18 protein-coding genes and 1 CRISPR repeat array (1 of these 19 only partly in view) are annotated in these 24,703 nt (G+C 33.2%); of the genes, 4 read left to right on the top strand and 14 right to left on the bottom strand.

Going from position 1 to position 24,703, the window contains the following annotated elements; all coding sequences use genetic code 11:
* A CRISPR array of direct repeats spans positions 1-1,756; the repeat unit is 36 nt; unit sequence AATATCGTGTTTTCTAATCTTTAATCAAACCACAAC (it extends 382 nt beyond the left edge of the window).
* 94 nt (positions 1,757-1,850) lie between these two features.
* From OZP07_RS06630 to cas9, 3 genes are read right to left on the bottom strand one after another with little or no spacing between them, the layout of a single operon-like run.
* The gene (locus OZP07_RS06630; RefSeq protein ID WP_194642199.1) at positions 1,851-2,126 is read right to left on the bottom strand and encodes a type II toxin-antitoxin system RelE/ParE family toxin; all 276 of its coding nucleotides are present in this window, start codon (positions 2,124-2,126) and stop codon (positions 1,851-1,853) included.
* Positions 2,119-2,361, bottom strand: a complete 243-nt coding sequence (locus OZP07_RS06625; protein ID WP_281637720.1) for a ribbon-helix-helix domain-containing protein — start codon at positions 2,359-2,361, stop codon at positions 2,119-2,121. Before OZP07_RS06625 ends, OZP07_RS06630 begins: the two co-directional genes overlap by 8 nt.
* A 49-nt stretch (positions 2,362-2,410) precedes the next feature.
* Positions 2,411-7,099, bottom strand: a complete 4,689-nt coding sequence (gene cas9, locus OZP07_RS06620; RefSeq protein ID WP_281637719.1) for a type II CRISPR RNA-guided endonuclease Cas9 — start codon at positions 7,097-7,099, stop codon at positions 2,411-2,413.
* Between the two features lie 398 nt (positions 7,100-7,497).
* Here cas9 and OZP07_RS06615 point away from each other — a divergent pair, with 398 nt between their 5' ends.
* The 3 genes from OZP07_RS06615 to hemN all read left to right on the top strand — a co-directional run bounded on the left by OZP07_RS06615 (position 7,498) and on the right by hemN (position 12,065).
* Positions 7,498-9,510: a DUF349 domain-containing protein gene (locus OZP07_RS06615; RefSeq protein ID WP_281637718.1), complete on the top strand. Its 2,013-nt coding sequence runs from the start codon at positions 7,498-7,500 to the stop codon at positions 9,508-9,510.
* A 595-nt stretch (positions 9,511-10,105) separates the two neighbouring features.
* Complete coding sequence (locus OZP07_RS06610; RefSeq protein WP_194642195.1) at positions 10,106-10,576, top strand: hypothetical protein; 471 nt, start codon at positions 10,106-10,108, stop codon at positions 10,574-10,576.
* Positions 10,577-10,700: 124 nt separating this feature from the next.
* A complete protein-coding gene (gene hemN, locus OZP07_RS06605; RefSeq protein WP_281637717.1) occupies positions 10,701-12,065 on the top strand; it encodes an oxygen-independent coproporphyrinogen III oxidase in 1,365 nt (454 codons plus the stop codon).
* A gap of 250 nt (positions 12,066-12,315) precedes the next feature.
* Here the strand turns inward: hemN and OZP07_RS06600 are convergent, their stop codons facing one another.
* The 9 genes from OZP07_RS06600 to OZP07_RS06560 all read right to left on the bottom strand — a co-directional run bounded on the left by OZP07_RS06600 (position 12,316) and on the right by OZP07_RS06560 (position 22,487).
* A complete protein-coding gene (locus OZP07_RS06600) occupies positions 12,316-13,455 on the bottom strand; it encodes a phospholipase D-like domain-containing protein (protein ID WP_281637716.1) in 1,140 nt (379 codons plus the stop codon).
* Positions 13,456-13,603: 148 nt separating this feature from the next.
* Entirely contained in the window at positions 13,604-14,305 is a 702-nt protein-coding gene (locus OZP07_RS06595; protein WP_281637715.1) for a sulfite exporter TauE/SafE family protein, read from the bottom strand.
* A 120-nt stretch (positions 14,306-14,425) separates the two neighbouring features.
* Positions 14,426-14,878 carry a FixH family protein gene (locus tag OZP07_RS06590; protein WP_281637714.1) on the bottom strand — a complete coding sequence of 151 codons (453 nt, stop codon included), beginning with the start codon at positions 14,876-14,878 and terminating at the stop codon, positions 14,426-14,428.
* A gap of 51 nt (positions 14,879-14,929) precedes the next feature.
* Entirely contained in the window at positions 14,930-16,348 is a 1,419-nt protein-coding gene (gene ccoG / locus OZP07_RS06585) for a cytochrome c oxidase accessory protein CcoG (protein ID WP_194642190.1), read from the bottom strand.
* Positions 16,349-16,428: 80 nt separating this feature from the next.
* Entirely contained in the window at positions 16,429-17,361 is a 933-nt protein-coding gene (locus tag OZP07_RS06580; RefSeq protein WP_281638458.1) for a cbb3-type cytochrome c oxidase N-terminal domain-containing protein, read from the bottom strand.
* 25 nt (positions 17,362-17,386) lie between these two features.
* Positions 17,387-17,554, bottom strand: a complete 168-nt coding sequence (locus OZP07_RS06575; protein ID WP_115810727.1) for a CcoQ/FixQ family Cbb3-type cytochrome c oxidase assembly chaperone — start codon at positions 17,552-17,554, stop codon at positions 17,387-17,389.
* A 15-nt stretch (positions 17,555-17,569) separates the two neighbouring features.
* Complete coding sequence (gene ccoN, locus OZP07_RS06570; protein WP_194642189.1) at positions 17,570-19,747, bottom strand: cytochrome-c oxidase, cbb3-type subunit I; 2,178 nt, start codon at positions 19,745-19,747, stop codon at positions 17,570-17,572.
* 62 nt (positions 19,748-19,809) lie between these two features.
* Entirely contained in the window at positions 19,810-19,989 is a 180-nt protein-coding gene (ccoS, locus tag OZP07_RS06565; RefSeq protein WP_115810731.1) for a cbb3-type cytochrome oxidase assembly protein CcoS, read from the bottom strand.
* A 119-nt stretch (positions 19,990-20,108) separates the two neighbouring features.
* The gene (locus OZP07_RS06560; protein ID WP_281637713.1) at positions 20,109-22,487 is read right to left on the bottom strand and encodes a heavy metal translocating P-type ATPase; all 2,379 of its coding nucleotides are present in this window, start codon (positions 22,485-22,487) and stop codon (positions 20,109-20,111) included.
* Positions 22,488-22,595: 108 nt separating this feature from the next.
* Here OZP07_RS06560 and OZP07_RS06555 point away from each other — a divergent pair, with 108 nt between their 5' ends.
* Positions 22,596-23,276, top strand: a complete 681-nt coding sequence (locus tag OZP07_RS06555) for a Crp/Fnr family transcriptional regulator (RefSeq protein WP_194642187.1) — start codon at positions 22,596-22,598, stop codon at positions 23,274-23,276.
* 58 nt (positions 23,277-23,334) lie between these two features.
* Here the strand turns inward: OZP07_RS06555 and mazG are convergent, their stop codons facing one another.
* Together mazG and OZP07_RS06545 are read right to left on the bottom strand one after the other, a co-directional pair.
* Positions 23,335-24,108 carry a nucleoside triphosphate pyrophosphohydrolase gene (gene mazG, locus OZP07_RS06550; protein ID WP_281637712.1) on the bottom strand — a complete coding sequence of 258 codons (774 nt, stop codon included), beginning with the start codon at positions 24,106-24,108 and terminating at the stop codon, positions 23,335-23,337.
* A gap of 86 nt (positions 24,109-24,194) precedes the next feature.
* The gene (locus OZP07_RS06545) at positions 24,195-24,692 is read right to left on the bottom strand and encodes a DUF5606 family protein (protein ID WP_281637711.1); all 498 of its coding nucleotides are present in this window, start codon (positions 24,690-24,692) and stop codon (positions 24,195-24,197) included.
* Positions 24,693-24,703: the final 11 nt, after the last annotated feature.

Below are 24,703 nucleotides of genomic sequence, written 5' to 3'. Positions count from 1 at the left end.
TTCGCAAAGTGTTAATATCGTGTTTTCTAATCTTTAATCAAACCACAACATTCCAGGGCGAAACTTATTCATGTCCGAAAATATCGTGTTTTCTAATCTTTAATCAAACCACAACAGATTTAGGTCAATCTACTTTTCAAAAATTAATATCGTGTTTTCTAATCTTTAATCAAACCACAACAGACAGAACCATTGCACAAATAGCTTGGGAAATATCGTGTTTTCTAATCTTTAATCAAACCACAACCAAACCATTTGTACCACCGGCAACAGAATTAATATCGTGTTTTCTAATCTTTAATCAAACCACAACGGGCAGAATATCTGAACTTTTAACAGAAAGAATATCGTGTTTTCTAATCTTTAATCAAACCACAACTATCATACAGCCAAAGACTATAGGAGCAAAAATATCGTGTTTTCTAATCTTTAATCAAACCACAACTGACACAAAATTATTTTCGGTTAAGTCTAAATATCGTGTTTTCTAATCTTTAATCAAACCACAACAAGAAGATTGAACAGGGATTGCGCTTCCAAATATCGTGTTTTCTAATCTTTAATCAAACCACAACAAATTTTCTGTCTATAATTTCTTTTGAATAAATATCGTGTTTTCTAATCTTTAATCAAACCACAACAGAGTTTAGTGAGTTTTACAGTCGATTTAAATATCGTGTTTTCTAATCTTTAATCAAACCACAACAATATATCCTAAACTTCAATTCCTATTTAGAATATCGTGTTTTCTAATCTTTAATCAAACCACAACATTATTCGGCAAATAGTATTTATTCAACAAATATCGTGTTTTCTAATCTTTAATCAAACCACAACTATGTCGGCGCACAAATGAAGTATGATATTAATATCGTGTTTTCTAATCTTTAATCAAACCACAACGGAGATTTTGTTCAATGTGATTATGTTCACAATATCGTGTTTTCTAATCTTTAATCAAACCACAACATTAACATCTTGAAAATCCAACCACATTGAATATCGTGTTTTCTAATCTTTAATCAAACCACAACGACAATAAAAGGCTGGAACAATACGGAAAAAATATCGTGTTTTCTAATCTTTAATCAAACCACAACACAAATAGCAGAATATCAAACTAAATCAGGAATATCGTGTTTTCTAATCTTTAATCAAACCACAACAGCCTTGGGCTACTAGCGTTTTATTATAAAAATATCGTGTTTTCTAATCTTTAATCAAACCACAACTAATGAACTTGAAAGATTTTATCAAGAACAAATATCGTGTTTTCTAATCTTTAATCAAACCACAACATAAGGCATTATCTTATAAAGTATCTTATAATATCGTGTTTTCTAATCTTTAATCAAACCACAACATTAATACAGTTAATTAATAATACAGGATTAATATCGTGTTTTCTAATCTTTAATCAAACCACAACTAAATCGTAGTGTCACCACTAACGAATTAAATATCGTGTTTTCTAATCTTTAATCAAACCACAACAAGTAAATCTGATATGTATGATGTATTAAAATATCGTGTTTTCTAATCTTTAATCAAACCACAACAAGCAAATCAGATATGTATGATGTGTTAAGAATATCGTGTTTTCTAATCTTTAATCAAACCACAACTTCCACTTTAATATCATCAACTAATAATTAATATCGTGTTTTCTAATCTTTAATCAAACCACAACAAAACGATTGATTGACAAAACATTTGATACAATATCGTGTTTTCTAATCTTTAATCAAACCACAACTGAAAGTTCTCGCGTCCCTGCTTGGCAGACGCCATAACTTTCAGTTGTGGTTTGAGATGTTTAAGACCTTGAAAAACTTATGTCAAAGAACTTCTTAAAAATTTTGCCTGCCAATGATTGCCATTATTTCTACTTCATTACCGTTGATTTTATAAAAAATGGTATCCACACCACAAACACAATATCTGTAACCTTCTCGGTAACGAATTGCATTTGGAAACAAAAACGGATTTGAAGCGATTTTATCAAAACAGTCTTGCATCATATCAAAATACTTATCTGCCTGATTTAAACCAAATTTTGCTATTCCATATTCGTATATTCTTAATAAATCTTCTTTGGCTAATTCATTTAAATGATAGCTATACATTTAATTTCTTTTTGAATTCTGCCAACATTTCTTCTCTTGTTTGCTTTTTAGCAAATCCACTTTTCTCAGCTTTATCTAACTTCATTCGAACAAATTCTACATATTCATCACGTTCTCGTGCTTGCTTAATTAAATAATTAACCGCTTCACTTTTACTGGTAAATTCCTCTTTAGCCACTTGCTCTTTTAACCACTCATCATTTTGATTGGCTAATGTGATACTTTGTCTTGACATAATCAAACTATTTAGTGGTGTAAATTTACACCAAACTTTCGAAATAAAATTATATTTTTGAAATTTTCCCTAAAACTGAAACCTTTACTTTTATTGGATTCATTTCTTGATACTTTTTCATACTTGCTATTCTAATACCTTCATTTTTATTAGTTACCGATGATGCAAAATGGTGTCTAAAAGTATAATCACCATCTGAAATATTCTGAACTCGATACAAATAATTACTTAAAAAAGCATTACTTTCTTTATTATCATTATACTCATCATTAGAAAGACCCAACAAAAACATATCATTTTCCTGAAAAGTTAATACCAGTTCTTTGGGGGCTGGTTTCCCAATTTCTAAATGAGGTAGTTTATAGATTTCATCTTTTTGTTTTACTCTTTCTACAACATTCCAAAAATTAGTAATGTCATTTTTTAACTCATCATTTTCATCTTTATAGATTACAATATGATGATTGTTTTGTGGATCAACAAATTGTTTAATTTTTGCGTTTACACTTTCTGCATTTCCTAAAACGCTTTTTACTCTAACTTTTTTAATAGGGACAGGAGTTCTAATAAAATCATCCTTTTCAATCTTATTTAATCGTTTGTATCTATTTCCTATGTTTGGCATAAAAAAAGAAGTGTTTTTTAAAATTTTATCAACTTTATCCTTAACCTGTTTTTGTTTAGTTTTATTAAGGTTTTTCTCTTTTGAAATCATTTTGTTAAAAAATTGAGTTTCTTCATCACTCATTTTTTTTACTATTTCTTCAATTATTACCTTTCTCAAATTATTATCTAAAACATTAGTAAGCTGAGAAAAACTTAAACTATTAATATCTACCCTACGGACAAATTCATCCTTATTACAATTTTTATTTTTGCCATAAATAGATTTAAAATGCAACTGCCCTCTAACAGCCATTCCCTCACTTTTAAAAGTCTGTCCGTTTTTGGTAATCTTCTTGGTTATTTTTGTAAGGATGTTTTTGTTTTGTTTATGCGAAATGAGAATACTATTGATAACATTTTTAGCATCGGAATGAAAACCATTCCAAGGTTCTGGAAAATCTAAATGTTCTTTTTCGTGTTCATTCCCTCTTTTCTTGTTTTCAGTTGAAGCATTTTGTTTGCTTAACCGCTGAAAAAAGGATTCTTTCGTTAAGGCAATAACTAAAGCATCAATGGCGTGATGGCGGTGGTCTTCTCGGTTTTTGATAGGATCAAATTTTATTTCACCTGTATATTTATCAACCCAAGTTGTTCCTTCAACTAATGTTTGACCTTCCTCAAGGACTGGCAAAGCGGTTTTAACAGGTGAAAATTCCGTTACTTCAGAAACAATATCAAATAATACATAATATTTCCCTTTGCCTTCCTCCATTTCAAAATGATGCTGATTGTCCATATCCGAAACAAATATATTTTCATCATTTGTAGTACCTTGAATCAAAATTTGATTTTCTCTTACCTGCGGTTTTTCGTTTAAAGCTTTTTCAAAAGTAACCTTTTCAAAATCTACATCTATAATGAGCCAATATTTCCCGTCTTCAATTTCTGCTTCACAGTCATAAATGTACGAGGAAAAAAGACCGTCTTTTACTTCCCCAAAAAGTAAAATTTGTTTTCCGTTTTTCTTGGGTTGGTCTTCTTTAGTAGGTTTTATAAAATCTTTTTTAACAATAGAAAAAGTAGTCCAATAAGTTCCGTTTTCTTTAATATTTACATTTATAGCATTCAATCCATCATTCTTGAATTTTTCCTTTTCAATCTTACCTCTTAAAACTATTTCATTTTCTAAAGTGTTTGGTTTATCCTTAAATACTTGAACAATGTTTTTTGGATTGGACAAAACTAATTTTGCCCAATAATCGCCATTTGCTAAATCTGGCACATCTACTTGAAATTTGACATACTGCTCTTTAGATTTGAAAACTCCTTTTTCAATACTTCCAGACAAAAGTGTTTCATTTTCTTTTGTGGTTGGTTTATCAAAATAAATTCGTTGTGACAAAATAGGTTTTTTATCATTGTCTAAAACAACATAATGAGGTATGTGCTTGTTTTCTTCAATGTGTAAATTTGGAATATCCACCGTCATAATGGGTTGCAAAATATTATTCAAGCCCCAAAGTCGTCTCAATTCCGCAGTTAAACTTCCTGGCATCACGCGAACATCTGAACACACTTGCGAAAGAATTTCACTTGTTTTCTTGCTTATATAACGAGTGTCGTTTAATTGACGTTGTATAAAATCATTGGTTTCAAATTTTGTTTTCGATACAAATCGTTTTGCTTTTGGATAGGGTAAAACTTTAAAAGCACGTCGCTCGATTTCTTCCCACGATTTAGCACCTCCCCAAAGATTTGGATCTTTATTGATTTCATAAAAATCGTGAGGCGTTCTATTTCCTTTTAAACCATTAAATTTTGAATCACACAATGTTTTATTTGCAAAACTATCGTCCAAAGAAATTGATTTTGGAATGATATGCTCGATTTGAAATTTATTTCCCTTACCTAACACATCTGAAATATTTATCGTCTTATTGGTATAAGGGCAAACAGAAATTGGCATTTCTTGATACAACAATACTTTTTGGATGTTTTCTCTACTTTGTCGTAAACCAAATTCAATCAATAATTCTTTTGCTTTTTCATTTTTCTTATCGTTTTCTCTTATTTTGTATCCTAATTCTTCACGTTTGGTTTTACTATTTTTTAAATCTCGACCGAGTTCAACTCTAATTTGATCAAACTTTCCTTGTTGAGCAATCAATTCATTGACTAGTCGTCTTGTTTCATTAACTCCTTGTTGAACAATTGGATTTCTCAAATTTTGGACAGTATCTATTTTATCTTTTTCTTCTACTTTAAGGACCTCTTGACTATGATGATACATTTTTTTAAATCGAATATCATTCGCAACAAATCCATATTTATTTTCGATTAAATAGACTTTAATTTTTTCAATAGCTTCCCCTTCTTTATTGGACTTTTCGTGATTTATTTTCAACAAATCTTTTTCTAATTCGATATGGTCATTTTTATATAGCTCCCATTTTTTGCCAAAAGCATTTCTAACACCACCCAAAATAACAGCATCACTTAAATGCAATCCTTTTTTGAGATAAGGCAAAATGTTTTTTATAGCTTTAAGGGAAACATTGGAATAATCTTCTTTTAAATTTATTTTAGAAACCTTTTCTTTTTCAGCTTCAGACAATCCATAACTATCCTGAAGTTTATCAAGCAACAAATCATTATCATCACAATAATGAAGCAAATGCCAAATACGCTCATAACCATATTCTATTGTCTCTTGCTCATTAACCGTTATTATATATTCTTTGTCAAGTATTGCTTTTGGAAATAATGAATTTAGATGTTTTGTTGTATAATTCCCTACAACTGGAAAATCGTCTGCATAATTAAATGTTTCATACTCTAATTTCAATTTCTTTTTTATTTCGATAAAATCAAATTTCTTGTCTTTAGAGTTGATTAATTCTAACACTTGCAAACGCTGTGATTCTTCCAATCGTTGCTTTTTACCATATTCAATATTATTGATGTATTGCAAAGCTCGATACTCTTCATACAAAGGATGTGATAAATGGCAAGGTGTTTTACCCTTTTGTATGAATTTACCATTTTCGTCTTTCAAATCGGGTTCAAACCTGCATTTAGCTAGAAGTCCTTTTTGAGAACGCAAGGGTCTTTGCCAAAACAAAACACTTTCATTACTTTTAAATTTCAAATCTCCCTCCTCATTTTTTTCAATTTTCCCTGCCAAAAATTCTTTTAAAGGAAGTTTAGCTTTAATTTTTAACAAATACTTTTGCTTATCATTAGTCGATAATTCATCAATCAATTCGATAACTTCTACATTTTCTGCTCCTTTAATCTTTTTTAAATGCCCAATCTTACTGTTGTTTCTTTTATTTTTTAGACCTCCCTTCAACAATATCTTTTTCTCATTAGTATATTCAATAGTATCAAGCCCCAAATTAATAGCTTGTCTATTCCATATTGCTTCAAATTCGGCTACATACATATCTCTCAAAGTATATCTTGAACGAACCCGCAATTCATTTCCATTTTCATCTTGAATTACTTTAAAAGGTTCTCCATCTTTTGGCAAAATATCGAACAAATATTTTCCCAACGTTGAATTTTGTAATTCTTTTTGAGTGTCCTCAATACCTTTTACACCATCTTTTCCCTTATAAATTTTTCCATCATCTTTTCCTTTACGGTTGCTCAAAAAACCTCTTCTTTGAATTAAATGATACAACACTCTGCCAAATTCCTGAAGAGTTAAATCCTCATTTAGAGCTTTATCCCTTAACAAATATGGGTTTTGTTTCAACCATAGACAATAAGGATGATTTTCTGGTAAATAGATTTCAGGAGCCATTCTCCCTTCTTTCTTTTTTTGTTTATCCCATTTACTCCAAACATCAAGTTCTGAATGCGATAAAGGACACATCTCTAAATTAATAAGCGTTCTTAATAATTTAATTTTACGTAATCTTTTTCGATAAAAACCACGTCTCTGTTGTCTGCTATTTCTTCTACTTGCATTTTTACTTTCTTCTTTTTCTCCCTGTCCAATTGTTTTTGCAACAACTCCTTCAGGAAAAATTCTTACTCCAGAATCAATTATTTTATTATTAATATCATCCACAATCGCCCACCCAATCGAATTCGTCCCTAAATCTAATCCTAAAATCTTTGCCATATTTCTTAAATTTAATCTGCACGGAATTTACTATAAAAAAATTTAATCTATTTACGGTTTTCCTCATTGCCTTATAATTCTTTTTTACATACATTTACAACAGATTAAAACAATTCTAATCTTTAATCTTATCACAATAAGGCTATATGCCGTAGATTCGTCTTTAGTCCTGCTTCGGTGGGACTTTTTTTTCGAAACAATTCAAATACTTACACATTCCTTACTTTCTTCAAAAATTCAAAAAAACACCTCAGCAAAACTATAAAGCATTCTACCCTCAAATAAATTGAGCTATTTTTCCTAGCAAAAAAGCTATAAACCGAAGTTTTATTTTGTATTGTGGCGCACCTTTAGTATCTTTCGCATTCAAAAAATAAAAACCTTAAACATTCACAAAAATGTTAGAAGAAAAGAACGATAACCTGTCAATTCAAGAAAATGAGACAGACGGAAAAACAGCTAATGAATTGCAGGAAGCAGTTCTATCAGAAGTTTCTGTGGATGCAGAAAATGAAATCAATGATGCTGTGGCAGAGGAAAATACTGTAAAACCAGTTTCTGAGCCAGTAACATCAAGTGAAAGTACAGCTGATGAAAAACAAAACGTACTTGACGCTATTGCCGAGACCAATGCTGAAGAAAGCGAAGATGAAACGTTAAAAGAACGCCATGACATACCAATGCTGGATTATGAAGCATTGCCAATGGACAAACTTGTAGACGAATTGAAAAATTTAGTTACAAATGAAAAAGTAATGTCTATTAAAGAACATGTTGAGGAAATCCGTAAAGCATTTTTGGCCAAATACAACCATCTAATCGAAGAAAAAAGAGAAGAATTCAATCAGGAAAATCAAGACCCTAATGAAGAATTTCAATATCATTTTCCACTAAAATCAAAATTTGATCAATATTACACGATTTACAAAGACAATAAAAATACTCATTTCAAGAGCTTACAATCCAATTTAAAATCCAACTTGGAAGTCCGACTGGCTATTGTAGAGGAATTAAAAGAATTAATCAATCCGCAGGCCAACATCAAAGACACTTTAAATCATTTTAATGAGTTAAGAGACCGCTGGAAAAATGCAGGATCTATCCCAAAAGACAAATACAACCACGTTTGGAATAATTATCATTTTCATGTTGAGAATTTTTATGACTATCTGCACTTAGACAGAGAAGCAAGAGATATTGATTTCAAATACAATTTGGAACAAAAACAAAAAATTGTTGCCCGTGTTGAAGAACTGCTTAAAGAAGCAGATATCAATAAAGCTTTTAGAGAATTACAGGATTTACACCGGATCTGGAAAGAAGATATTGGTCCTGTTTCTAGAGAACACCGTGATGAAATCTGGAACCAATTCAGTGAACTCACAAAAAAAATGCACGACAAACGTGAAATTTTGTTTGAAAACTTAAGAGGAACTGAGCTTGAAAACTTAGAAAAGAAAAAAGAAATCATTGCCAAAATTGAAGTTTTAGCTACCGAAAAAGTGAATGCCCATTCACAATGGCTGGCACAGATTGAAAAAGTAGAAGCATTGCGTTCTGAGTTTTTCTCAGCCGGAAAAGTTCCATCTGATGTAAATGAAGCCACTTGGGCTGCTTTTAAAACTGCAGTTAGAAATTTCAACAGTTTCAAAAATTCTTTCTACAAAGACATCAAAAAAGACCAAAACGACAATCTGAATAAAAAAATAGCTTTGGTTAAAAAAGCCAAAGAATTGCAGGAAAGTGTTGATTTTGCAAGCACAACTCCTATCATGAAGCAGATTCAGGAAGACTGGAAAAAAATCGGTCATGTTCCTAGAAAATATTCAGATAAAATCTGGAATGAATTCAGAGAAGCATGTAACCATTATTTCGACAAGCTAAAAGAACATAAAAACGTTGAAAACGCTGACGAAGTTGAAGCTTTTGACAAAAAGAAAGCCTATTTGGAAACACTGAGAGAATTCCAATTGACCGGTGATCACAAAACCGATCTGGACGCTATCAAACTGCATATCGAAACTTGGAAAAACTTTGGTAAAGTTCCTTTCCCAAGAAGACATATCGAAGGAAAATTCAACAAAATCCTTGACGCTTTATTCGAAAAATTAAGCTTAAGCAAAAAAGATACTGAAATCATGCGTTTCTCCAACAGAATGGAGAATCTTTCTGAAAGCAACGACACCAGAAAACTCGATAATGAGAAAATTTTCCTAATGCGTAAAATCGAGGAAGTACAAAATGAAATTTTCCAATTAGAAAATAACATTCAGTTTTTTGCAAATACAAAAAATTCAAAAAAAGAAAATTCAATAGTATTAGAGGTTCGAAAAAACATAGCTATTCACAAAGAAAGCCTTGATGTCTGGAAAGAAAAACTAAAACAATTGAGAAATTTGAATCAGGAATAAAATTCAAAAATAACAATACTTTACTAAGCCTCAAACCTATAATTTTGAGGCTTTTTTAATAAAAACATGCAATTTTAACTTTCATTTACCACAATACACTCCGCTGATCAAAAGCCAATTATCTATTTTTGCAGTATGAAGATTTTTTGGAAATTTATCGTATTTATTGGGCTCTTACTCCAGTTCGCATTTGCACACAGCGCAAATCACGATACTATAATTTCTTTTCAAAAGGAAAGCAGTACTGACATTAACAAAGAAAGTTTAAGTGTTTCTCATTTCGTTCAGCCAAGTATAGAAAGAGGAACTCCTGAGCTAAAATCTAACAGCCGTATTCCTGTTGACATAAACGACAGCAATACTTTACTCCCATTATTTTCTAATCTCAAAGAAAATAACCTCAAAATAATTCTATCAAATCAAGACATCGACAGATGCTCAAAAGTCTCGATTTTACTTTTTCCCTTCCATTATTTTTGGTGATTAAATCTCATAATTGCGGTTTATAAAAGCCAATAACGGCTTTTTGTTTTTTCCTGATTCTTTCCGAATCAAGGAAATAAATCATTATATCTAATCACAAAAAAATTAAAAAATGGACACATCAGTAACCATAATAGGCCTTATAATTACAATTTTAATAGGCATCCCGATAACATTAGTCTTCCGTTCCAATATAACGAACAGAGCCAAAATTAAAGAGATAAAGAAACAATACAGCCAAAACAATCATTACGACTTTGAATTATCCGAAACACAGAACAAAAAAATCCTGTCGTTAGATAAAAAGAACAAAGGTTTCCTTTTCATTGATTTCAGTTATAAAAAAGAAACTGCATATTTCGTTAACTTAAAAGATATTATACTCTGTAACCTAATTGAAACTACCCGAAGCAAATTAGGCACCATCGAAAAAGTTGAAATAGAACTCGTTCATAAAAACACTATGAAAAAAGAAATGATTCCAATTTATAATATCGAGAATCATTATCTTGATTTTAATTGTCTGTTTGAAGACCACAAACTGGCAAAAAAATGGGTTGGTTTAATCAATGATACACTATAAAAAACAGTAAAGAGGCTCACACGAGCCTCTTTGTCAATAAATAACTACAAACAAAATATGACAATTATCATTTTAATCATTAAAAAGTCAGCCTAATTTTGTCATTTACATTAAATGCGAAATTATGAAAACCTCACTAATTCAAAAATACAATGTACCTGGGCCTCGTTACACAAGCTATCCTACGGTTCCTTATTGGGATGAGTCAGGATTTACAAAAGAAATTTGGCTTCAGACCCTAAAAAAATCTTTTCTGGAAAGCAACAGTACAGAGGGTATCAGTTTATATATTCACCTTCCTTTCTGCGAAAGTCTATGCACATTTTGCGGCTGTAATAAACGTATCACCAAAAATCACAATGTCGAAAACCCATATATTGAAGCAGTTTTAAAAGAATGGACACTTTACTGTGAAATTTTAGATAAAAAACCAAAAATTAAAGAAATTCATTTAGGCGGGGGAACACCTACATTTTTCTCAATAGAAAGCCTTGAAAACCTAATAAACGGGATATTTTCACAAGCCGAAAAAGCCGAAGGATATGAATTTAGTTTTGAGGGACATCCAAATAACACGACTCTTGCCCATCTGCAGAAATTATATGATTTAGGTTTTAGAAGAGTGAGTTTTGGCGTTCAGGATTATTCCGAAAAAATACAAAAAGCGATCCACCGAATTCAGCCTTTCCATAATGTGGCCAAAGTTACTTTTTGGGCAAAAAAAATAGGATATACTTCCATCGGTCATGATATAATCTTTGGCCTGCCATTTCAGGAAATTACAAACATAGTGGATACAATCGAAAAAACCAATTCACTACAGCCTGATCGATTAGCATTCTATAGTTATGCCCATGTACCGTGGATAAAAGGAAACGGACAGCGCGGATTTCATGACGAAGACATTCCAAAAGACGATGCCAAAAGAAAACTATACGAAGTTGGAAAAGAACTGCTCTTTGAAAATGAATATTATGAGATTGGAATGGATCATTTTGCATTAAAATCTGACAGTCTGTATAAATCATTTGATACTAAAAAACTGCACCGAAACTTTATGGGTTACAGCTCTTCAAAAACCCAGCTGATGATTGGACTGGGCGTTTCATCCATAAGCGACAGCTGGTACAGTTTTGCGCAAAACGTCAAAACTATAGAAGAATATTACAAAATATTGGAATCAGACGAATTACCTGTTTACAGAGGACATCTATTATCTGCTGAAGATTTAATCGTCAGAAAACACATTCTGAATCTGATGTGCCAATTTGAAACCAGCTGGGAGGATGCAGCAAATTATGTTCCTGAAATCCCCGAGATTATAATGCAGCTGAAAGAAATGGAAATTGACGGTCTGCTGGTTATAGAAAAAAATAAAATCATTGTGACCGAAGAAGGAAAACCATATGTACGCAACATCTGTATGGCATTTGATTTAAGATTAAAAAGAAAAGCACCAGAAACAGCATTGTTTTCAATGACAATTTAAAAAAAGACATAAGGATAAATTAATCCTCTAAAGTACCATCTTAATTATTAAATTCATCTTTTTTTAAAGCTCTTTGGGCGTGTCCTTCCGTCTCGTCCGAAAAAAGACGAGACTGCAGGCCGGGCTGTACGTTCCCGCTTTTTTTAGAGAGGCCGAAAAAAGCCTCTCTAAAAAAGAGCTCCACTGCCATCCCTCACGCAAAATAAGGAATCTCCGCAGACAGTTTTTATATATTTGCTCTTATATGAATCTATATGGCTGTGGAATTGAATTCAGTGAAAGCATCCGTTTTCATAATGTCAATTTTGAAATCGCTATTTTCATCTTTCGTAATAATAACACTGTCAAAACCTAATTTATCAAATTTTTCAATTGTCGCCAATTCTCCTTCCTTAAGCTGCAAAACTCTTCGGAGAAGCCAGTCAGACAAAGCTTTATTCGGATTTGTCATTAAGGCTTTTGAATTTTCCTGACAGACTTTTGCAGTAAAAATTTCACCTGTAGGAATCTGCAAATTAAAATCCTGATCCCGTTTAGGAAAGAAATCTGGATATTTTTTATTTAATTCAGCAGGAATCGGAATGTAAATTTCTCCAAAATCTCTTTTTCTTCCATTCGCATTCCATTGATTTAAACCGCTTCTTTCAAAAATGAATTTTTCCCCTTTGAAAATGCCATAAAGAGGTAGAATTACATAATTTTCGCCTTTTACAAGTTTGTCTGAAGCTGTTTTTAAATTCTTATTTTCTTCAAATAATTCAAGCAGTAAAGAATAAGGATCTTCGATTATATCAATTGGCAGATGAAAGGCATTTGGCGAAATAATAAATTTTCTAAAAAGCGTACTTTTTGAATAATTGAAAGTATACAGATTATGTCCGTCTTCAAACTGCAGACTCGTTTTAGTATCCTTTACTGAATGAATATTGGCAGTATCAATACTATTATAATCGGTTTCAAAAAGCAATAATTCTTTTTCTCTGCGGGCAACAATATGATATAGGGAATTCTCAATATTATAAACACGATTTGCCAAATTTATTCTGTCATTTCTGAACTCACCAAGCTTTAAAGCAAGTTCTTTTCCTTTAAAATCTTTTAAAGTTCTTGATAAAGAATTGAATTCTGCCACTTTTTCGGTACTGGAATTGCTGTTACAGACAAAAGTTTTGAGACCGACACCAAGTGAATTATAATTAGCATCAAAAGCAGTATCAGACCGGGAAAGATTTCCTGCATTAAAACTTCTGCAAAAAATATTCTCCGCAACCCGATAATTAATGAAAGGAACAGCACTTTCGCTGAAAAGATCCGAAAGTTTTGAAACTGCTGAAAGTAATTTTAGATAATTCCCGTTATTTTCAATATCAATTTCTGCAAAAGACTTCATAAGATGCTCAAATTTGGTTGCTAATTCACTCAATTATATTTAGTCAACTCAATTTTCAGCCTGAATATAAAGTTTACTATTCGTCAAATTTAACAAAATGTAATTTTCTAAATCCCTTTAAAATAGAAAACGTTTTTTGCAAAACCAATTAATGGCAATTGGCTCTTTCCTTTACAAACAAACTCATATTCGAAGGAGAAACATAAGGAATTCCAAGTCCAAGTCCTCTCAAAATAAATAATATGCCAATTGCTACTCCCACATACGGAATCACTTTTTGAATCCTATTACGAATAGAAACAGTGAGAAACGAATTGATATAAACCACTAAACTCATCAATGGCACTGTTCCTAATCCAAAAAGCAGCATATACAAAACTCCAAAACCGGCACTCTGCATGGCTATTGCTCCAAACAAAGCTACATAAACCATTCCACACGGCAGAAAACCATTCAGCAGCCCGATGATAAAAAGAGATTTGAAGCTTTTATTTTTGAAATGACTGCCCAGATTTTGCTTGATTTTTGAAATCCAGCCGTACACGGGTTTCGAAAAATTATATTTAGAAAAAATCTTTTCGGGAGTTAAAATCACCAAAATCATTACAACACCAATAAAAATAGATAACTGCTGCTGTATTCCAGCCAAAAACAAACCTCTTCCCAACAGCCCAAAAAGTAAACCAATACTTCCGTAAGCTGTAAGCCTTCCAAAGTGATATGTGATAATCTGAATTACTTTTTTGGCAGGATTATTTCGCTCCACAGGCAGCATCATAGCGATAGGCCCGCACATTCCTACGCAGTGAAAACTACTGATTAAACCAAATAAAAAAGCGGTGTAAAGCATTGTGATTTGAGATTGCAGATTTTAGACTTTAGATTGCAGATTTGGGAAGAAGAATTTAAAAACTAAATCTGGTTCTCCTCAATTTCTTCATTCTATCCTCTTTTATCTATTTTCTTAATTCTATTTAATATAAATTTTTTCCTTGGTCAGATAGGACTTTCCTTGATATTTCCATTCCATATTAATGTACCATTCGCCGCCAACAAACTTATCTTTAGGTATAAACAGCGAAGCCGAATCTGTAAACGAAAGGGGTGTCTGAAAATCAAATTTCTTGTTGGAAGCTCTATATAAAGCAACTGTTCCTTTGATATCCTTTGGCGAAAAAACTGCCGGAAAAGAAACCGTTACACCTTTTGTATCTAAAGTAATTACAGGTTTTTCTTTTAAATCATGAGCATTTTGAATACGTGCCATTTCGTCCTGAAAATGAACATCATGCTTGTAATATTCTTCCACAACCAGGTCATTATCATACTTGCTGTCGGACTGAACTTTTAAAACAAAATACATAATAAAACTGATAAACAATGCAAATGCAATTACAATATAAGTTCCCCAATTAATTTTCATTATTACTATTTTTAATATTATTTCAATAACTATTTTTAAAATAAGCCAAACCTAGTCAAAACTCCTCGGACTTAAAAAATTAGTATAAGTTGTTTCTATTTTTTTATCTCCTTCATAAAGATCGATCTCTAATTTGGTTCTGTCACTTTCCAGCAAAAATCGGTTAATCTCAATAAACATGGTTCCGCTAGACATTCCGTGCTTAGGAACTTTTAACTCCTGAACTCCAACTACTTTCAACGTTCCCTTAATTCCAACCAATCTAAAATTCATGTCTTGGATATCATGATTGGTTTTATTGATAATTTTAAAAGTATATATGTTACTAATATTATCTCCTTTATGCTGATATAATTGTCCCGGCAGTCTCAAAACAGTAGCTTCTACTTCGGTTCTTAAAAATAGTAACCCAGTAAGCACACCAACCAATATCACCAAAATTGCCGTGTAACCTTTCATTCTGGCAGTAAATTTGAACTTAGCTTTGGTTTCTATTTCATCTTCCGAAGCATAACGGATAAGTCCTTTCGGCAATCCTACCCCCTCCATTATAGTATCGCATTCATCAATACAGGCCGTGCAGTTTATACATTCCAGCTGCACTCCATTACGGATATCAATTCCTGTCGGGCAAACATGCACACATTGTTTACAATCGATACAATCGCCTTTTCCCGAAGCAGCCCGGTCTTCTTGTTTATTAAATTTGGCTCTGCCAGCTTCTTTTTCTCCGCGAACAAAATCATAAGCCACGTTTATTGATTTTTTATCCAATAAAACACCCTGAAGCCTTCCGTAAGGACAGGCAATAATACAGACTTGTTCTCTAAACCAGGCAAAAACAAAATAAAAAACTCCTGTAAAAATCAATAGCGAAATAAAACTGCTCGAATGTGCCAAAGGTCCATCTTCAATCAAACGAAATAATTCGTCACTTCCGATAAGATATGCCAAAAACACATTGGCAATTAGAAATGAAATCAAAAGAAAAACAGACCATTTTAAAGCTTTCTTTCTTATTTTTTCAGCATTCCATTCCTGCTTTTCTAATCGAATCTGTGCTCCTCTATCTCCTTCTATCCAATATTCGACCCGGCGAAAAACCATTTCCATAAAAATAGTCTGCGGACAAATCCATCCGCAAAAAATCCGACCAAAAATAACCGTGAATAAAATAACAAATACAACACCAATTACCATAAACAGAACAAAAATATAAAAGTCCTGCGGCCAGAAAGGAAAGCTGAAAATATTAAAACGGCGTTCCAAAACATTGAACATCATGAACTGGTTTCCGTTAATTTTTATAAACGGATTCACAATAAGAACAATCAATAAAAAATAACTGACCCATTTTCTGTAATCGTAAAACTTACCAGATGGTTTTTTGGGATAAATGTATTTTCTATGGCCTTCCTTATCGACAGTCCCGATGGTATCTCTGAAAGATTCGTCCAGTTTACTTGACATTTTTTTGTTTTTAAATACTAAAAAAGAGCTTTCTCAAAGTAATGAATTTTGACAAAGCTCTTTTTTTTTATAAATTATTATTATTTTACTTGAGTACTGTCTGCTGCAGGTGCTGCAGAAGCAGCTGCCGGTGCTCCGTCTTCTACCCATATATCACCGTCTGGTGCTTTTGGATCTTTCGGATTACTTCCTCTTAAAGAAATTACATAACTGGCAACCGCCTGAATTTCTTTTGGTTTCAAAGTACCTTTCCAGGCAATCATCCCTTTACCGTCTCGGCCTCCATTAGTTATAGTGTGAAATAAATTCTTGATGCCGCCACCCAAAATCCAATGATCATCGGTTAAATTTGGTCCAATCTGCCCTCCTGCATCAGCTCGGTGGCAAGCCACACAATTAGTCTGAAAAATTGCTTTTCCTTTATCCAAATCGGCAGGATCAGTTAGTAAAGTTACTGTTTTTTCATCCATTAAATCAGGTGCCGTTTTCATATATTCGGCTACTTCAATTTTGGCCTGATCTACTTCAGCTTTCAATTCGGCTTCCTGATCTGGAGCTCCCATAATCTCATAACGAACCAAATATACTGCAGCAAAAACAATACAAGCGTAGAATAAATATACCCACCATGGCGGTAAATTGTTATCCAGCTCCTTGATTCCGTCATAATCATGGTCCATCAATAATTGTTTTTCATCTTCAACAGAAGAAGATTTAGTAAAACTGTTTACTATTTTTTTATACCAATTATCTTCTTGTGTCCCCAAAGCTTCCTGCTGCGCAATCTTTTCTTTCTCTTCGGCCGACAGCAGCAGATAACTAATTTTATCAACTGCTGATAATGTTATTTCGATTGCAATCAAAAGGAAAAGCAGCACAAACAAAAAGACAGCAACCATAGGATATTTTATAAATGCTGGCCTATTTCCGGAATCAATTAGATATTCCAGCAGCCCAAAAGCAGCAAAAAATATAAAAAGGACTCTTAGATAAGATGGAATTAATTTTTTCATCATTTATTATTTTGAAATTGTACAATTAGTCTTCTAGCGGGATTTGGCTTATTTCGTCTATAGTTTCTTTTTTATAGGAGTAAACCCAAAGTCCTAAACCAATAAAAAAGAAAAAGAAAATCAGCAACGATAGTATAGGAAATATGGCAACACCTGCAATGGTTTCCATATTGTGTTTTATTTGCTCAAACATAACGTTTACTTTTAATTATTCTTTCACTTTAATATCAGTTCCCAGTCTTTGAATGTAAGCAATCAAGGCCACAATTTCTCTTTCGTTCATTGGAACAAATTTTTCACCTTTTGCCAGAGCTTTTTTCTTGCTGTCCTCATAACTTTTTACAAAATCAGGATCATTTTTTAGACTTTCTTCAATGGCAATTGCCTGTGCTCTTAAATCTTTCAATCCATTTGAAACTTGAGCTTCGGTATAAGGAACTCCAAGGGTAACCATAGCTTTCATTTTCTTTTCGGTCATTGAAATGTCCATTGCTTTATTATCAAACAGCCATTTATAGCTAGGCATAATAGAACCAGCTGAAATACTCTGCGGACTCCAAAAGTGATTGAAATGCCAGTTGTCATTATATTTTCCTCCAACTCTTAACAAATCGGGACCAGTACGTTTTGATCCCCATAAAAATGGATGATCATACACAAATTCTCCCGCTTTGGACTGCGGTCCATAACGCTCTACTTCACTTCTAAACGGACGAACCGATTGTGAGTGACAGCCCACACAGCCTTCACGAATGTATAAATCACGCCCTTCCAGTTCCAAAGGTGTATAAGGCTTAACACTTGTAATTGTCGGTATATTAGACTTCACCATAATCGTTGGCACAATCTGTATAATTCCTCCAATTAATATTGCGATTGTCGCGAACACTGCCATTTTGATTGGTTTTCTTTCCAGCCAGGAATGGTATTTTTCTCCTCTAAGTCTTCCTGAACTAATAGATTGTAAAGCTGGAGCTTCTGCTAATTCATCCTCAACTTCTTCACCAGCTCTAACTGTTTGGATAATATTATAAACTAATGTAAGCATTCCTAATAAATAAAGAGATCCGCCTATAGCTCTCATCCAATACATTGGCATAATCTGAGTAACTGTTTCAAGGAAGTTACCATAAGTTAAGGTTCCGTCAGGATTAAACTGCTTCCACATTGAAGCCTGAAGGAAACCTGCTAGATATAATGGCAATGCGTATAAAATAATCCCCAGTGTTCCAGCCCAGAAATGGAAATTAGCCAGTTTAGTAGAATATAAAGTAGTTTTTGTCATCCTTGGAATCAGCCAATAAATGATACCGAAAGCCATAAAACCATTCCAAGCCAATGCTCCAACGTGAACGTGAGCAATAATCCAATCGGTATAATGCGCTATTGCATTTACATTTTTAAGAGAAAGCATTGGTCCTTCAAAAGTTGCCATCCCGTAACCTGTCATTGCAACAACAAAAAACTTCAAAACCGGCTCTTCACGTACTCTGTCCCAAACTCCTCTCAGAGTAAGAAGTCCGTTAATCATACCTCCCCAAGATGGAGCTATCAGCATTACTGAGAATACAACTCCTAAGTTCTGAGCCCAAGTTGGCAAAGCTGAGTATAATAAATGGTGAGGTCCAGCCCAGATATATAAAAATATTAACGACCAAAAATGGATAATAGACAATCTATAAGAATAAACAGGACGATTAGCAACCTTTGGCACAAAATAATACATCAGTCCCAAAAATGGTGTTGTCAGGAAGAAAGCAACTGCATTATGACCATACCACCACTGCACCAAAGCATCCTGCACTCCTGCATAAACAGAATAACTTTTCATAGCAGAAATCGGTAACTCCAAACTATTAAAAATATGAAGTACGGCAACTGTAATAAATGTAGCTAAGTAAAACCAAATGGCAACATATAAATGACGCTCTCTTCTTTTGAGCATTGTACCAATCATGTTAATCCCAAAAGCTACCCAGATTAAAGCAATCGCAATGTCAATAGGCCATTCCAATTCGGCATATTCTTTTGAGGAAGTGTATCCCAACGGAAGTGAAATAGCAGCGGCGACAATTATTAACTGCCATCCCCAAAAATTCAGGTTGCTCAAGAAATCACTGTACATTCTGGCTTTTAACAGCCTTTGCAGCGAATAATAAACACCCGCAAACATCGCATTACCAACAAAGGCAAAAATTACGGCATTGGTATGTAAAGGTCTCAATCTTCCAAAACTTAACCATGAAATACCATCGGTCATATTTGGAAAAAGGAACATCGTAGCCAATATAAGACCTACTAACATTCCCACTACTCCAAAAAGTATGGTCGCATAAATGAACTTCTTTACAATTTTGTTGTCATAATAAAATTGTTCCATTTCCATATTTGTAATTGTTTTTAAGGTTGTAAAAAATAGCCTTTAACCATTAAAGATTAAAGAGGAGTTTAGCTTTTAATTTTAGATTTATTTTGGGAAGATTTTATTAATTCATCGTCAAAAAGCATTCTGACAGACGGAGTATAATCATCATCGTACTGACCTGATTTTACTGCAAAAACAAAAGCAATGAAAAATCCAATAGCGACAAAAATACTAATGGCAATTAATAAATAGATAACGCTCATAAACTTAAATATTAAGTTGACAAAATTATATTTATCCGTTTTTATAAAAAATGACAATTATCATATTTAATCTAATATGTTAAAATTATGAAAAAAATTCACATAAATACGTAATTGTTTTATTTTATTTTTCGCGAATAGTAATTACTCATTACAGTAACAAAGCTCACTATAGTAATGGTACTCAGCGGCATAATGATTGCTGCAACTAACGGCAAGAGGTTACCTGTGATAGCAAACGAAAGTCCAACGACATTGTACAAAAGAGACAGTGTAAAACTCATTTTTATCGTCGAAATGGATTTTTGGGACAATTTTAAAAAATAATGCAGTTTTTTAAATTCCTTCGCATCCAATATAGCGTCGCAGGCTGGAGAGAAAACATTCACATTTTCGGATATGGAAATACCAACGTTACTTTGTGCCAAAGCTCCGGCATCATTCAGCCCATCGCCAACCATCATGACATTTTTACCCTGATCCTGCAAAGCTTTTATAAACTCAAGTTTCTGCTCTGGTTTTTGATTAAAAATCATTTCGGTGCCTTTTGGCAGAATTGTTTCCAACAGACTGCGCTCTCCTTCATTATCCCCTGACAAAACTTTCAGCTGGTACTGCGAACTTAATTTTTCAAAAAGATCGGACAATCCTTCCCTGTATTGATTATTAAAAACATATTTCCCAAAATACTCTTCTCCTATTTTTACATGAACAGAGGTTTGCTGCACTTCGCTTTGTCCTTTTTCACCGATAAAATTAGCTGATCCCATTTGTATAGAAACGCCTCCAGCCACAGCCTGAATTCCTTTTCCTGTTATTTCTTCGAAGGCATCTAATTGGAGTCTTTTTATTTCAGGGAGAAAATCATACAGCATTCGGCTCAATGGATGATTAGAGGCACGAAGAACACTTTTTAATATTGATAAATTGGTCTCATCAAGTATTTTGCCTTCATAGGAAATATTCGATTTTGAATTTGTAGTTATTGTTCCCGTTTTATCAAAAACAATGGTATCAATTTTCGCCAGCTGTTCAATCACTAAAGCATTTTTGAGATAAAAATATTTATTTCCAAAAATCCGCAACATATTCCCCATTGTGAAAGGAACTGTCAATGCCAATGCGCAAGGACACGCCACGATCAGTACCGCCGTGAAAACATTAAAAGCTGTATTAGCATCAAAAAATATCCAATATCCAAATCCTGCGAAGGCTATCAGCAGAAGAATAGGCGTAAAATAACGGCTGATACTATCTGTAATTGTTTTGTGTTGCTGCTCAACTTTTTTCTGAAAAACATCATTGCTCCACAACTGCGTCAGATAACTTTGGGAAACTGAATGCAGTACTTCCATTTCAATAACTTTCCCAATCTGTTTTCCGCCGGCAAAAACTTTATCTCCCGATTTCTTAGTTATCGGAACTGCTTCGCCGGTAACAAAACTATAATCGATTTCGGCTTTATCGGATATCAAAATTCCGTCCACAGGAATTAATTCTTGGTTGCGGATTAATAATCTGTTCCCTTTTTCAATTTCATAAACAGGAATGCTTTCTTCGCTGGCATCTCGGTTTATTTTGGTAATGGCAATTGGGAAATACGATTTGAAATCTCTTTCGAAGCTAAGAAAACTATAAGTCTTGATTTGGAACATTTTCCCTAACAGCATAAAAAAAATCAAACCGGTTAAACTATCAAAGAAACCCGAACCATAATCCATTACAATATCAAAGGTACTGCGTACAAACATCACGACAATTCCCAGAGCAATAGGAATGTCAATATTCAGCATTTTAGATTTAATGCTTTTAACAGCCGAAACATAATACCCGCTTGCCGAATATAAAAAGGATGGCAAAGACAGCGCAAAAATTAACCATCTGAAGAAAGGCCGGTAATTATCCAGCCAATACTCCTTTACCTCAAAATATTCTGGAAAAGAAAGCAGCATAATATTACCAAAGCAAAAGAAAGCAACACCCAGCTTATAGGTGAGGCTCCTATCGATACTGCTTTTTCCTGTTTCATAATTTTCCAGACTAATGTATGGTTCATAACCTATTGAACACAACAGATGAACAATGCTTTTTAGAGAAACATCAGATGAATTATAATTGATTCGGACTTTCTTTTCTGGAAAATTTACCTGCGAAGTGTTTATTCCTTTTTGAAGTTTCTGTAAATTTTCTAAAATCCAAATACAGGAACTGCAATGGATATGTGGAATGCTAAGCGAAACAATAGCTGCTGGCTCTTCCTGAAACTCTAATAACTTAGCAACAATACTTTCATTATCTAAAAAATCATATTTACCATTAATATCCTGCGGAGTGGCACCTGGTGACTTCTCAAAATCATAGTAACAAGTCAAATCATTCAGACTGAAAATTTCATAAACTGTTTTACATCCGCTGCAGCAAAATTCTTTTTCATCAAAGACAATTTTCTCCTCTATTGCGATACTTAAACCACAATGAAAGCAATTTTTATTCTCCATAAATTAAGGGGGTAATTTAAACAAACAAAATTCAAAAATTGATTGTATCCCAACAATGATATTTATCATATAAATGTATAACTTTGTAATCGAAAATACAATTTCGTTATGAGTAAATGTGAACAATGTATCGTAAGAGAATTTAGCTCTTTAAAGGCACTAAATAAAGACGAGCTTATAAGAATTTCAGAATGTAAAACTTCTAGAACAATCAAAAAAGGAGAAAACATTTTTGAAGAAGGAGAAAATGTGAATGGTATTTTCTGCATCAAAGATGGTATCTGTAAATTAACAAAATTGAGTCCAAACGGAAAAGATCATATTGTTAAATTGGTTACCAAAGGAGAATTACTAGGTCAGCGTTCTATGATAAGTGATGAACCCGCAAACTTAAGTGCCGTTGCGCTGGAAGACATGCAGGTCTGCTTTATACCAAAAGCTGAAATATTAGGTTTCTTCGATAAAAACAATCAGTTTTCGATGAATGTTATGAAAACGATTTGCGGTGATTTGAGATTAGCAGATGATCACATGGTCAATATGGCTCAGAAATCGGTAAAAGAACGTTTGGCAGAAACCTTGATTTATTTACATGAAACTTTCGGCACCAATGCAGACAAAACCTTAAAAATTCAGCTTTCCAGAGATGAATTGGCCAGTATGATCGGTACTGCAACCGAAAGCTGTATCCGTTTATTATCTGATTTTAATAAACTTGGATTGATTGAATTGGTTGGTAAAAAAATTGTTTTAAAAGACATTCAGAAGCTGAAAAAAATTGCGGAATAATTGATGATAAATGGTTAATTCTTGCTTGAATCAACAATTAACCATTTATCATTAACAATTAAAGCTTTTTCGCTTCGTTCCAGAAAACATCCATTTCGGCGAGAGTCATATCCATTAAAGGTTTTCCTAATTCTTCGGCTTTGCTTTCCAGATATTGAAAGCGTTTGATAAATTTTTTATTGGTTCGTTCCAATGCATCTTCAGGATTGATATTCAAAAAACGGGCGTAATTAATCATTGAGAATAAGACATCCCCAAATTCGAATTCCATTTTATCCTGATCGCCTGATGCCACTTCAGCCTGCAGTTCCTGTAATTCCTCCTGAACTTTATCCCAAACCTGATGCGGCTCTTCCCAATCAAATCCCACTCCTTTTACTTTATCCTGAATTCGGCTTGCTTTTACAAGCGCTGGCAGACTTCTTGGAACACCTTCCAGAACCGATTTCTTGCCTTCTTTCAGCTTTAATTTTTCCCAATTCTGTTTTACTTCTTCCTCATCTTTAACCACAACATCGCTGTAAATATGAGGATGACGATGAATAAGCTTTTCGCAAATATCATTACAGACATCAGACATATCAAAATCATTCGTTTCACTGCCTATTTTGGCATAAAAAACAATATGCAGTAATAAATCACCAAGTTCTTTTTTTACTTCATTTAAATCATTATCCAAGATCGCATCGCCCAATTCATAAGTTTCTTCTATCGTAAGATGACGAAGAGTCTGCATGGTCTGTTTTTTGTCCCAAGGGCATTTTTCACGCAAATCATCCATTATGTCTAATAATCGTTCAAAGGCCTGGAGCTGATTTTTTCTTGTATTCATCGGGTTATGGTTTTGTGTAAAAATAACAAATCCTGTCAGGAAAACATCTTGACAGGATTAAAATATATTCTGAATAACTTTTAAAATTACTCTTTTTTAGCTGCTGCTTTCTTTGCAGGTGCTTTTTTAGCTGGCGCTTTTACTTTTTCAGCCGCTGCTTCTTCAGCCGCTGGAGCAGTTTCTTCGGCCGCAACAGGAGCTTCTTCAGCAAGCAATCCTTTTGCCTGAAGCGTATTGTACCAGCTTACAATCTTTTTAACATCTGAAGCATATACTCTTTCTTCATCATATTCCGGCAATACTTCTCTAAAGTAAGTCAGCAAAGCTGTGTTATCTTCTTTATGAGAAATCGTTTGTCCATTGTTTTCTTTTTTAGCAATGTTTTGGATAATTTCAGCCAAAGGTTTTTCACCTTCGTAAGTATAAATAGAAATTTCAGACAACAGACTTACATTACTTTTCAAACTTACTGTTACTTTTTTTCCATCCAATAATGATTCTGCAACAAAACCTGTACGTGTCTGTACTTTTAAAACATATAAACCTGGTTTCCCTGAAATCGATAATATCTTCTCTAAACTCATTTTTTATTTTA

It is taken from the genome of Flavobacterium marginilacus, assembly GCF_026870155.1.
Lineage (GTDB): Bacteria > Bacteroidota > Bacteroidia > Flavobacteriales > Flavobacteriaceae > Flavobacterium > Flavobacterium marginilacus.
Note: the sequence above shows the minus strand (reverse complement) of the source record. Positions and strands in the feature narration are given on the sequence as shown.

Bases quoted from the DNA above. Each gene is read 5' to 3' on its own strand.
- OZP07_RS06630 (WP_194642199.1), bottom strand. From the start codon at position 2,126: ATGTATAGCTATCATTTAAATGAATTAGCCAAAGAAGATTTATTAAGA.
- OZP07_RS06625 (WP_281637720.1), bottom strand. From the start codon at position 2,361: ATGTCAAGACAAAGTATCACATTAGCCAATCAAAATGATGAGTGGTTA.
- cas9 (WP_281637719.1), bottom strand. From the start codon at position 7,099: ATGGCAAAGATTTTAGGATTAGATTTAGGGACGAATTCGATTGGGTGG.
- OZP07_RS06615 (WP_281637718.1), top strand. From the start codon at position 7,498: ATGTTAGAAGAAAAGAACGATAACCTGTCAATTCAAGAAAATGAGACA.
- OZP07_RS06610 (WP_194642195.1), top strand. From the start codon at position 10,106: ATGGACACATCAGTAACCATAATAGGCCTTATAATTACAATTTTAATA.
- hemN (WP_281637717.1), top strand. From the start codon at position 10,701: ATGAAAACCTCACTAATTCAAAAATACAATGTACCTGGGCCTCGTTAC.
- OZP07_RS06600 (WP_281637716.1), bottom strand. From the start codon at position 13,455: ATGAAGTCTTTTGCAGAAATTGATATTGAAAATAACGGGAATTATCTA.
- OZP07_RS06595 (WP_281637715.1), bottom strand. From the start codon at position 14,305: ATGCTTTACACCGCTTTTTTATTTGGTTTAATCAGTAGTTTTCACTGC.
- OZP07_RS06590 (WP_281637714.1), bottom strand. From the start codon at position 14,878: ATGAAAATTAATTGGGGAACTTATATTGTAATTGCATTTGCATTGTTT.
- ccoG (WP_194642190.1), bottom strand. From the start codon at position 16,348: ATGTCAAGTAAACTGGACGAATCTTTCAGAGATACCATCGGGACTGTC.
- OZP07_RS06580 (WP_281638458.1), bottom strand. From the start codon at position 17,361: ATGAAAAAATTAATTCCATCTTATCTAAGAGTCCTTTTTATATTTTTT.
- OZP07_RS06575 (WP_115810727.1), bottom strand. From the start codon at position 17,554: ATGTTTGAGCAAATAAAACACAATATGGAAACCATTGCAGGTGTTGCC.
- ccoN (WP_194642189.1), bottom strand. From the start codon at position 19,747: ATGGAAATGGAACAATTTTATTATGACAACAAAATTGTAAAGAAGTTC.
- ccoS (WP_115810731.1), bottom strand. From the start codon at position 19,989: ATGAGCGTTATCTATTTATTAATTGCCATTAGTATTTTTGTCGCTATT.
- OZP07_RS06560 (WP_281637713.1), bottom strand. From the start codon at position 22,487: ATGGAGAATAAAAATTGCTTTCATTGTGGTTTAAGTATCGCAATAGAG.
- OZP07_RS06555 (WP_194642187.1), top strand. From the start codon at position 22,596: ATGAGTAAATGTGAACAATGTATCGTAAGAGAATTTAGCTCTTTAAAG.
- mazG (WP_281637712.1), bottom strand. From the start codon at position 24,108: ATGAATACAAGAAAAAATCAGCTCCAGGCCTTTGAACGATTATTAGAC.
- OZP07_RS06545 (WP_281637711.1), bottom strand. From the start codon at position 24,692: ATGAGTTTAGAGAAGATATTATCGATTTCAGGGAAACCAGGTTTATAT.